Genomic DNA, 9,772 nt, shown 5'->3' on the forward strand with positions numbered 1-9,772 from the left:
GTTCCATGGAACGCCCCCACGCGTGTTTTACCCAAAATTAATTTCCAGTAGAGACAGGTCGTCTCCGACGTCCACACTCGGCATGGTGGCGTGGCTAATCAACTGGTCAAGCTGCCCAGGACGAGGACATTTGGCAATATGGTCAATAAAGCTATCGAGTCCAAGAATTTCACCCGTTTCATCTGCTGGTGTTTCAGGCACTTCATAGACACCGTCGCTAAATATATAGAGATAGCTGTTATCTGGAATTGAGCAGCGCTTCCAGGTATAGGTGGTGTCAGGCATCATGCCAACGGGCATACCGGGGGTGCGCAACAGCATGGTTTCGGACGTTGCAACTCCATTGGTGGCCTGGGAGGTGGCTTCAGCCGCCTGAGACAGCAAAACAGCGGGAGGATGGCCCGCGCTGGCATACATGAGCTGGCGATTGACCCGATTGTAGACGCCGTACCAAATCGTAAAGTACTTTTCGTTTTGGTCGGTCATCTGAAACATGTTGTTTAGACTTTCTAGCACCTTATCTGGACGGTAGAAATTGGTGCCGGGAAGGGATTGCGATCGCAATACATTCAAAACAGACGTTGATAGCAACGCTGCACCTAACCCATGGCCGGACACATCCAGTAAATATATGACCAGGTAGTCAGGATCTAGCCAATAGAAATCAAAACAATCCCCACCCAGCTGCTGTGACGGTAAAAAGCGAGTTTGGATTTTGACGGGGGGTTTATCCGTATCGCGAGGTAGGAGCGACTGCACGTAGGAGGCCGCTTCGGCCAGCTCGTTTTCCAAATATTGTTTTTGCTTTTTTAAGTCGCGGGTGAGCTGACATAGCCGCATGCCTGATTTCACCCGAGCTTTTAGCTCTGCCATATCGATGGGCTTCATCAGCAGATCGTCAGCCCCTGCTTCCAGGGCTTCTACGCGGCTAGCGGTTTCTGCATGGGCTGTAATCAGCAGAAACGAACTCATGGATAAATCCGGATGCTCTTTTAACCGGCGGCAAATTTCCAAGCCATCTATGGTGCCGGGTAAACGCCAGTCACAGAGAATCACAGGTGGGGTGATGGCCAATGCCTGATCTAATCCATCAGCGGCGGTTTCTGCAATGGCCACGCGATACCCCTGGCTTTGGAGCATGCGCTGGAGGATGCGCCGAATGATCGGATCGTCATCGATTACTAAAATATCTGCGATAGGATTAATTGCCTTCACCATTACACCGATACGACGCAGAGGTTTGTTTGATAGTGCCATGACACCAGACCCAAGCTGACAGGCCCTAATGGGGGGGTGTTAGATCTAGTATTCATGGCATCAAGGCCCTACCGATGTCATTAGTAAGTGACCAACGATCGAAGAATGTCAAAACGCAACAAAGTCTCTCAATATGGTTAGAACGGTCAGTTTCAGCTAGAGTGTACCCTGCTCATTTGGACATGTGTAGGCGTTCCGCGAAATTGGACCTTCTAGATGTCCAAGGGGAAGTGATCAGAAACAGCAAAGCAACTGTAATAATTTATCGAGCCGGAAAACAACAGTATTCAGACTCTACGACTGTGCTGGCTTATTTTATCAGCCTACAGAGGATATTGTGGTCCCACAGTTGTCCATAGGGATGGGGCAACTAAAAAAGTAGGGGCTATGGCTGTGACGTCTGTAGTTCCAAAAGTGTGCCTCCTATCACTGAAATATCACTGAAAATTGCAGCTGGTTGAGAATTGTCACGGATATATCAGCAAGATATGGCCATAGATGACAAATTATTTCAAGACCTTCCTAGGGTTGGGAGCGATTTTTAAGCTGTAGAAGCGCTGCCACTGCTTAAACCATGGAAACCGTCTGTGAACTGCCCAAAACCTGCGTTTTACCTGTACTCAAATCACCCCATGATTATCAGGTATTTCGCATCACTCCCGATGATAAAAATCGACTAGCTCTCTTGGTGGATCCGACCCTAGGCCACGCTACCTTAACCTGCTGTGTGGAAATTTTTGATGTGGGGGGCCGAACACCGTCCCATCGCCATCAGGTGGCCGCAGAAATGTTTTATGTGATCAAAGGGGAAGGTCGCGTTGTCTGCGATGGTAAAAATTCGACTATTCGGACAGGGGATAGCATTTTGGTGCCGTCCCATGGCATCCATTTTGTTGAAAATACTGGCTCAACCCGTCTCTATCTGCTCAGTGTCATGGTGCCTAACGAGGACTTTGCCGAACTCATTCGTCAGGGAGTGCCCGCCGAATTAGACGAGGAAGACATGGCTGTTTTAGGCCGTACCCATGGTGTTTGATGTCTTCTGGCGTTTTCTCTGTCAAGCCTAAGCAGGTGCATTCGCTGCTGACCCGCGATGGTGTTCGTTTAGATGCGGATGTGTATGCGCCTGATGGTGTTGGCCCATGGCCAGTGTTGCTGATGCGGCAGCCCTATGGACGTGCGATCGCATCTACTGTCGTCTATGCCCATCCCACCTGGTATGCCGCCCACGGCTACATTGTCGTGATTCAAGATGTGCGCGGGCGCGGTACCTCCGAGGGCAGTTTTGACCTATTTGCCCACGAAGTAGACGACGGCTACGACAGTGTCCAGTGGGCGGCTGAACTCCCTGGCAGCAACGGCCAGGTGGGTATGTATGGGTTTTCCTACCAGGGGATGACCCAGCTCTATGCCGCCCAGGCAAGGCCGCCTGCCCTCAAAGCCTTAGCCCCAGCAATGGTGGGTTACGATCTCTACCAAGACTGGGCCTACGAAAATGGGGCGCTGCGATTACAGGCTGGACTGGGCTGGGCGATTCAGCTAGCGGCAGAAAGTGCCCGGTTAAAGGGCGATAAAACCGCATTTAACGCCCTGCGCGCAGCGTCACGTAATCTGCCGCTCAACGGGGCGGTTACGGCTGCTCCAGAGGTGCTGAAGCATTACGCACCAGATTCGTTTTGGCATGACTGGGTTGCCCATCCTCAAGACGACGATTATTGGCAAGCGCTGAAGCCGGATTTGGTCGATGTCGATGTGCCCATGCTCCATGTAGGCGGCTGGTTTGACCCTTATCTCACTGGGGATATTCGCCTATTTAAAGAGATGGCGGGTCGCAGTCAGCATCCCCAGCATTTTTGGGTGGGACCTTGGACCCATATTCCCTGGAGTCGAAAGGTGGGTGAGGTAGACTTTGGCCCTGAGGCAATGAATCCTATCGATCGGCTACAGGTGCAGTGGTTTGATTATTTTTTGAAAGGCAAAGGCAGGTTAGACCAGCGGGCGATCAACGTGTTTGAAATGGGGAGTCATTGCTGGCGGCGTTTGGATGCATGGCCTGCTGAGGGGCAGACTCAGACTTATTATTTGCGGAGTTCTGGTTTGGCCGGGATGCGTGGGGATGATGGTGAGTTGGTGATGTCCCCAGCTGCATCCTCAACTGGGCGGGATGTTTTAGTGCATGACCCATGGCGACCGGTGCCAGCTTTGGGGGGGCATGTAAGTTGGCCGGGGGGGAGTTGCGATCGCACAGCCCTCGATGGTCGTAGCGATATCCTCACCTATACGACACCGCTGCTTGAGAGGGATTTGGCAGTTGCTGGTGAGGTCGTCGTGAGTCTAAAAATCCAGACGGATGCCGCCAGTTACGATGTTTGTGCGATTTTATCAGTGGTGCAGCCAGACGGTCGTGTCTTTAACCTAACCCAAGGGTATCGGCGTATCTTTGAGGCCAGTAATGCTTCGGTGTCGGTGCCGCTCCAGCCCACCTGTTTTCGATTGTCTGCGGGACAGGCGCTGCGGCTAAGTCTGAGTGCAGCCTGTTTTCCTGCCTATACAGTGAACCCTGGTACCGGTGCCGATTCCCTAGATACAGTCCCTACCATTGAGCACCAAATCATTACCCTGGTGATTTATCAGGGTGACCATACCTTGCTGGTCTTGCCGTTGGCTTAGTCGTCTAATTCGATGCCTTTAGCTTTGAGTTTGGCTTTCAATGTCCGTAATTCTGCTTCTGCTTGGTCAGCTCGCTGTGCTTCTTGGTCAGCCCGTTCTCGCTGTTCATCAGGAATTAGGAGCTTCTGTTCGGTTTTGAGGTCGTAAAACTCAATCAGGGTACCGGCTGCCGCTAGCCTGAGCCCCAGTACTTGGCTGATGCCATCAGTAATGGGCACATAGGTCTCGTTTTCTAGACGGTAGCCTCGCAACCCTTCGGTAATCCATTCTGCCTTGGGGTCAAACTGCCAGTATTCCAGCACCCCCATGGCTTCATAGAGTTCGTATTTGCTGACTTCGTCTTTCTGGCGAGTTCCTTTGGAGGTCATTTCAAAGACTACTGCGGGAACGGAGCCTTCTTCCCAGACTTTATAGCTGTCGCGACCACCAGGTTCCACGTCAAAAATAACCATGACATCAGGAGCTACCCTGAGCTTGGGTAGCCCCTGGGCATAGTACAGAAACTGATTGCCTAAGACTGTGGCTTGCTGGCCCTGCAAATACTGGCGTAGCACTTCAAGGGTGACAAAGAGGGCGTATAGGTGGTCGTAGGTTTCCGCCACTGGGGCGCCATCTCCTGCGGGATAGACAATTTTCTTTTTGGTGGTGTTGGGGAGTATGGCCGTCATTAGCATTCTCCAGCCTTAGGTACCTTTGTACTTATTTTACTGATAATTCTGTGGAGTTGTCACCTAGACCTGTAACACGCCTTTAGAACTGGGGATGGCATGGGCACGGCGGGGATCGATTTCGGTGGCCATACGCATGGCGCGGGCAAAGGCTTTAAAGGTGGCTTCGATAATGTGGTGGGAGTTGATGCCGTCGAGCTGGCGGATGTGCAGGGTCATGAGGCTGTGGTGGACGACGGCCATGAAGAATTCGCGCACTAGCTGGGTGTCGTAGGTGCCGACGCGCTGGGTGGGAATTTCAAGACCGTAGGCGAGGTAGGGGCGACCGGAGAAGTCGAGGGAGACTTGGATCAGGGATTCGTCTAGGGGGGCGACGAAGTGGCCGAAGCGGACGATGCCTTTGCGGTTGCCGAGGGCCTGATGGAGGGCCATGCCGAGGGTGATGCCGACGTCTTCGTTGGTGTGGTGGTCGTCGATTTCGAGGTCGCCTGTGGCTTGGATGTCGAGGTCAAAGAGGCCGTGGGAGGCGATTTGGTGGAGCATGTGGTCGAGGAAGGGGATGCCGGTGTTGGTGTTGCACTGGCCGGTGCCGTCGATGTTGAGGGTGACGGTGACGTTGGTTTCTTTGGTGGTGCGGGTGACGGTGGCGGTGCGGGTGGGGAATTCGAGGTTGGTGAGGGGTTGTTTTGTTTGCATGGTGATGGTTTTGGTAAGGGGGGCTTGTGGTTGCCCTGGATGAGATTTTTGGTTGTTTGGTTTGGTGGCGGAATGGGTTGCTCAGGGCTTTCCTCCCTGAAACCCTCCTAATGTGGGGGCCTGAACTCCCCCACGCCCCCCGACAGGGTGATCGATAAGCGCACAGTGTATTGGTGAGGCAGGGCTACGGTTGGGGGATTACGCTGCTCCGCATGCGCTACGCACCGTAAATGAGTAGTTTGCGTTTGGGCTTTGTTTTGAGACCTAGTTTATCTGGGATAAAGGCTCTATGGTTTGCTCCATTCCCCATTGCTTAGGATCAAGGCATCAATAAAATCCATACTCCTCAACACCAGTATTAGAGGACTGAGCGGAGTCGAAGTCCGGCCAAACGGGACCTTATTTAATTGCCTTTCCTTAGAACATCTTCTCCAAAACGCTGCGGATTGTGTCATCGGTAACTTGGTCGGTGACGAAGGCTTCGCCGATGCGTTTGGGAAGGACGAAGCGGACTTTGCCGGATTTGACTTTTTTGTCGCTGCGGAGGGTGATTAGGATGTCGTCGATATTGATGTTTTCTGGGAGCTGGGTGGGGAGACTGGCTTTTTGGATCAGGGTGAGCTGGCGGTCGGTTGCGGTTTGGGGCCAGTGGTTGAGGGTGGTTGCGATCGCACCCGCTGCCACCATGCCTATCCCTACGGCTTCGCCATGGTTGACTAACTTATAGCCGGTCAGGCTCTCAACGGCATGGCCGATGGTGTGACCGTAATTGAGGATGGCCCGCAGCCCGGCTTCTTTTTCGTCTTGGCTGACCACATCGGCCTTAGCCTGGCAGGAATGTTTGAGGATATCGTGCAGTAGCTCCTCACCGACATAGCGCATCTGATCGAGGCGCTTGGCCTGCTCTAGCTGCTCAAATAAGCCTTCGTTCCAAATGATGCCGTACTTGATGACTTCGGCCATGCCAGCCCGAAATTCACGACCGGGGAGTGTCGATAGCACGTTGGGATCAATCAGTACCAGACTAGGCTGATGAAACGCCCCAATCAAATTTTTACCATGGGGATGATTAACGCCGGTTTTCCCCCCCATGGAGGCATCGACCATGGCGAGCAGTGATGTGGGCACCTGCACAACGGCGATACCGCGCAGCCATGTGGCAGCGGCAAAGCCAGTCATATCACCAATCACACCACCGCCCAGAGCCACCATGGTAGAACTGCGCTCTAAACGATTTTCAAACGCAACCGTGTGGATTTTTTCGATGGAGCGTAGGGTTTTGTAGCGTTCGCCAGCAGGCAAAATACACTGGCAAACGTCGAAACCGGCTTCAGTTAAGGAATTTAATGCTGTTTGGCCATAGTGCTTGAAAATAACTGGGTTGGAAACCAGCAGCACCTTGCCCCGCTTGCCCGTAGCTGCAAGCCACGCACCCAGATATTGCAATCCGTCAGTCGCAATGGTGATGTCGTACTGGTCTTGGGGTAGCTCGACGGGGATAACGGTCTTCATGGAATTGGGTCACAGGGTACTCAACCATCCTACTGCCCTCGATGCTTTAGGCTTCAGGACTGGGGTTAAACACCTGAAAAATTTGTCGACAGCAGGCCTTAATTTTTTCACCAGCAGGTGTTTGAGGGGGGGCTACTCCTTCAAACTGCCAGTTGTTAATCGTGGAAAGATGCCACTGCTGGCCAAGATGGTTAAAACCCACCACTTCCACGCCGATGACTTTCACAACATTGGCAACGGCGTTGGTTGCTGAGGTTTCTCCATCGCTCACTTCATGCAGACGAATCTGTACTAACAAGCTACGACAGTTAAACGAGCGGCTAAAACCTGGAAAATGAAAGCCAATATCTATAGAGTCAGGATCTATCAGCTCTCTTGTGTCAGGGTCGTTAGCCCAAGGTTTGAGATCCGAACGTAGGTCGGGAAGTTGCCCTTTAAAGGCACCGACCGTAGCGGCTATCTTGCTTGCGTATTCGATGCTGCGGGCTTGTTCTGCTGCGTTCACACCTACGACCAGGGAAAATAAATGATTTTCACTCTACTAAGATAAAACAATGCCCTAGCAAATAGCTAAGGCATTGTTTATCCGAATTTCCATAGCTAGGCTAAGGCTACTAAAAAAATAAATTAGCTAGACCTCAGAAACTGTAGCTGATTAAACGAATCGAGAGCAGATTGACAGGGCTATGAATCAAGCAGGTATCAAGCCAACTAAATTGTCTGGCTGTAGTGGGCCTGACAGGTATTCAGCATGCGCAGATCGTTGTCGCTGACTGCATCAATTTGGTGGAACCCTTCAATGGCAAACTGACTGCCCCCTTGACCGGCAATCGCCGTGTCCTCAAGCTGGAGGTCATAATCGTACACTTCCTGAGAATAGGTTTCAGTAATTGCTAGAGAAAGGTGAGTATTTTGTACATTGCCTTGGAAGCAGTCAAAGGAAGAATGAGGCGAATAAAACGCACCGACAACCTGCCCGGCACGAGCTTCAAATATCATGTACGCCGTTTGCAGCTGATCAGGTAGAGGCTGCTCCCCAAAGAGATAAACGCCGTTAGTCAGGCTTTCTGAGACGGCGGGGGCAGTTTGGGCCAGTAAAGGGTGAATCAGCGGTGCGTCAGCTGTGGATGGCTGCGGGAATGCACTTGCCGTTTGGGCTGTGAGCAAGGTTGCGGTGCCCATCAGCCAGGCTCCTGTTCTTAGAACATTACTGATGGTTTGCTGCTGAATGTTGTGGTGACAAAAATGACGTTGAATAACCGCTAGAACTCCCATACCACCGCGCCTCACTGGATTTACTGAGTACCGCTAACAAATGACTTAATGCAATCATAAGCAAACTCTATCTTTCACTGTACGTGAGAAGTCCGCCTGTGAACTTGTTTAGGAGCTTTCCTTTAATATCTCTTTAACGATTGCAGTCAAATCGGTCAGCGTGCTCGTTACTATGATTTCCTACAGGTTCAAATCTTTTGATTCCGCATGGGAGGGTTTCACAACTGGCATAGACGGTAAATGATGCCTTGACAGGGCACGGCAGCACAATTCTTTGATGCTGTGATCGTTATCCAACGTTGGAACGATGTAGTCTAAAGGAATAACTAGCCAGGCACCCAGTCATTGGATCTTCCGTATTGCTGAGCAGGAGTCAAACGTTCATCTATGCCATCCCTTGAAGTGCCGCTAAAGCTATTGTTGTTTATTGATAAGCGGCCGAGTTCGACCGAGCAAGTTCGTCAGATTCGTCAGCATGTTGAGATGCTAGCAAGTGACATTGCTCTGGTGCTAGAGGTAATCGATGTCAGTGAGCAACCCTATCTAGCCGAGCATTTTAAATTGGTGGTGACGCCCACCTTGATAAAGGTTTCAGCAGCGGGACGTCAGACACTAACGGGTAGCGATATTATTTCGCAAATTGACTATTGGTGGTCGCGGTGGCAATCAGAAGTTACTGATAAGGCTGATATTCGTGAAGACCGTTTTTTAGATGATACTTCCATTGCTCAGTCAACGGAAATCATTCATCTATCGGATGAAATTTTTCGGCTTAAGCAGCTTAATGCTGAGGCAAATGCCAAGCTGGAGTTTAAAGACCGCATCATTGCCATGCTGGCCCATGATTTACGCAATCCCTTAACGGCGGCGTCGATCGCCATTGAGACATTGGCGATGGGGTATGACCCTAACCATGAGCGCCGCTCACGTTTTCGGCCTGAGCTAACGGTGCAGCTGTTGAGCAATGCCAAAACCCAGATTCGTTCCATCGACCGGATGATTACGGACATTTTGCAGGCAGCCCATGGCCCCAGCGTCGATCTACATATTTTTCCAAAGGAGTTGAGACTGCAGGAACTTTGCCGAGAAGTTAGGGAATCTATGCTTACCAAGGTGAAGGGCAAGGAGCAGACGCTAGAGTTAGATATTCCTCAGGATTTGCCCCAGGTGCATGCTGACATTAATCAGGTGCGTCGCGTAATTGTTAACCTTTTGGACAATGCGGTGAAGTATACGCCCATCGGGGGCAAGGTGATGCTAACGGCATTGCACCGAACCACTCAAAAGGTGCAGATCAGTATTCAAGATACAGGACCAGGTATTCCGGCAGACAAACAGGCTCGTATTTTTGAGGAGAGTTTTCGACTGCAGCGAGATCAGTCCCAGGATGGTTATGGCTTAGGGTTAGCGCTGTGCCTACGGATTGTCAGAGCACACTATGGTCAAATCTGGGTGGATTCAGTGCCCCAACAGGGGAGTACATTTCATTTTACGCTACCGGTTTATAAGCAGTCCCATAGTCGGCAGCGTGAAATGGAGTCGCTCGATTAATGATTGAGTTGATGCATCTAGTCGATGATTTAATGGCAGCAGTGTTCCAGGGAACCTGCATCAAACCTCGGGGAGCTGAAGACGCGCTTTTATGGCTGCTAGCTCAATATCTACCTGGGTCTTGTCTGCAGGGTGATCTGACT

The 9,772-nt window shown here is 51.4% G+C and carries 9 protein-coding genes; 3 read left to right on the forward strand and 6 right to left on the reverse strand.

Translation table 11 applies throughout. From position 1 onward, the window contains the following. Positions 1-27 precede the first annotated feature (27 nt). Positions 28-1,257, reverse strand: coding sequence for a PP2C family protein-serine/threonine phosphatase (locus IQ260_RS21340; RefSeq protein WP_228016327.1), 1,230 nt, complete (start codon positions 1,255-1,257; stop codon positions 28-30). A gap of 574 nt (positions 1,258-1,831) precedes the next feature. Here IQ260_RS21340 and IQ260_RS21345 point away from each other — a divergent pair. Then, positions 1,832-2,293 carry a cupin domain-containing protein gene (locus IQ260_RS21345; RefSeq protein WP_228016328.1) on the forward strand — a complete coding sequence of 154 codons (462 nt, stop codon included), beginning with the start codon at positions 1,832-1,834 and terminating at the stop codon, positions 2,291-2,293. Beyond that, a complete protein-coding gene (locus tag IQ260_RS21350) occupies positions 2,293-3,927 on the forward strand; it encodes a CocE/NonD family hydrolase (RefSeq protein WP_193995111.1) in 1,635 nt (544 codons plus the stop codon). Before IQ260_RS21345 ends, IQ260_RS21350 begins: the two co-directional genes overlap by 1 nt. Here IQ260_RS21350 and IQ260_RS21355 read toward each other — a convergent pair. From IQ260_RS21355 to IQ260_RS21375, 5 genes are all read right to left on the reverse strand, one after another. Further along, the gene (locus tag IQ260_RS21355; RefSeq protein ID WP_193995112.1) at positions 3,924-4,595 is read right to left on the reverse strand and encodes a Uma2 family endonuclease; all 672 of its coding nucleotides are present in this window, start codon (positions 4,593-4,595) and stop codon (positions 3,924-3,926) included. The genes IQ260_RS21350 and IQ260_RS21355 overlap by 4 nt on opposite strands. 63 nt (positions 4,596-4,658) lie before the next feature. After that, the gene (hisB, locus tag IQ260_RS21360) at positions 4,659-5,291 is read right to left on the reverse strand and encodes an imidazoleglycerol-phosphate dehydratase HisB (protein ID WP_193995113.1); all 633 of its coding nucleotides are present in this window, start codon (positions 5,289-5,291) and stop codon (positions 4,659-4,661) included. A gap of 417 nt (positions 5,292-5,708) precedes the next feature. Further along, positions 5,709-6,803 (reverse strand): 3-dehydroquinate synthase, encoded by a 1,095-nt coding sequence (gene aroB, locus IQ260_RS21365; protein ID WP_193995114.1) that lies wholly within the window; start codon positions 6,801-6,803, stop codon positions 5,709-5,711. Between the two features lie 46 nt (positions 6,804-6,849). Further along, positions 6,850-7,308 (reverse strand): hypothetical protein, encoded by a 459-nt coding sequence (locus IQ260_RS21370; RefSeq protein WP_193995115.1) that lies wholly within the window; start codon positions 7,306-7,308, stop codon positions 6,850-6,852. Positions 7,309-7,514: 206 nt separating this feature from the next. Beyond that, positions 7,515-8,078: an aspartate/glutamate racemase family protein gene (locus tag IQ260_RS21375; RefSeq protein WP_193995116.1), complete on the reverse strand. Its 564-nt coding sequence runs from the start codon at positions 8,076-8,078 to the stop codon at positions 7,515-7,517. A gap of 387 nt (positions 8,079-8,465) precedes the next feature. Here IQ260_RS21375 and IQ260_RS21380 point away from each other — a divergent pair, with 387 nt between their 5' ends. Then, positions 8,466-9,629, forward strand: coding sequence for a histidine kinase (locus IQ260_RS21380; protein ID WP_193995117.1), 1,164 nt, complete (start codon positions 8,466-8,468; stop codon positions 9,627-9,629). Positions 9,630-9,772 lie beyond the last annotated feature (143 nt).

Origin of the sequence: Leptolyngbya cf. ectocarpi LEGE 11479 (assembly GCF_015207065.1) — a bacterium.
GTDB lineage: Bacteria > Cyanobacteriota > Cyanobacteriia > Phormidesmidales > Phormidesmidaceae > Leptothoe > Leptothoe ectocarpi.

Bases quoted from the DNA above. Each gene is read 5' to 3' on its own strand.
- IQ260_RS21340 (WP_228016327.1), bottom strand. From the start codon at position 1,257: ATGGCACTATCAAACAAACCTCTGCGTCGTATCGGTGTAATGGTGAAG.
- IQ260_RS21345 (WP_228016328.1), top strand. From the start codon at position 1,832: ATGGAAACCGTCTGTGAACTGCCCAAAACCTGCGTTTTACCTGTACTC.
- IQ260_RS21350 (WP_193995111.1), top strand. From the start codon at position 2,293: ATGTCTTCTGGCGTTTTCTCTGTCAAGCCTAAGCAGGTGCATTCGCTG.
- IQ260_RS21355 (WP_193995112.1), bottom strand. From the start codon at position 4,595: ATGACGGCCATACTCCCCAACACCACCAAAAAGAAAATTGTCTATCCC.
- hisB (WP_193995113.1), bottom strand. From the start codon at position 5,291: ATGCAAACAAAACAACCCCTCACCAACCTCGAATTCCCCACCCGCACC.
- aroB (WP_193995114.1), bottom strand. From the start codon at position 6,803: ATGAAGACCGTTATCCCCGTCGAGCTACCCCAAGACCAGTACGACATC.
- IQ260_RS21375 (WP_193995116.1), bottom strand. From the start codon at position 8,078: ATGGGAGTTCTAGCGGTTATTCAACGTCATTTTTGTCACCACAACATT.
- IQ260_RS21380 (WP_193995117.1), top strand. From the start codon at position 8,466: ATGCCATCCCTTGAAGTGCCGCTAAAGCTATTGTTGTTTATTGATAAG.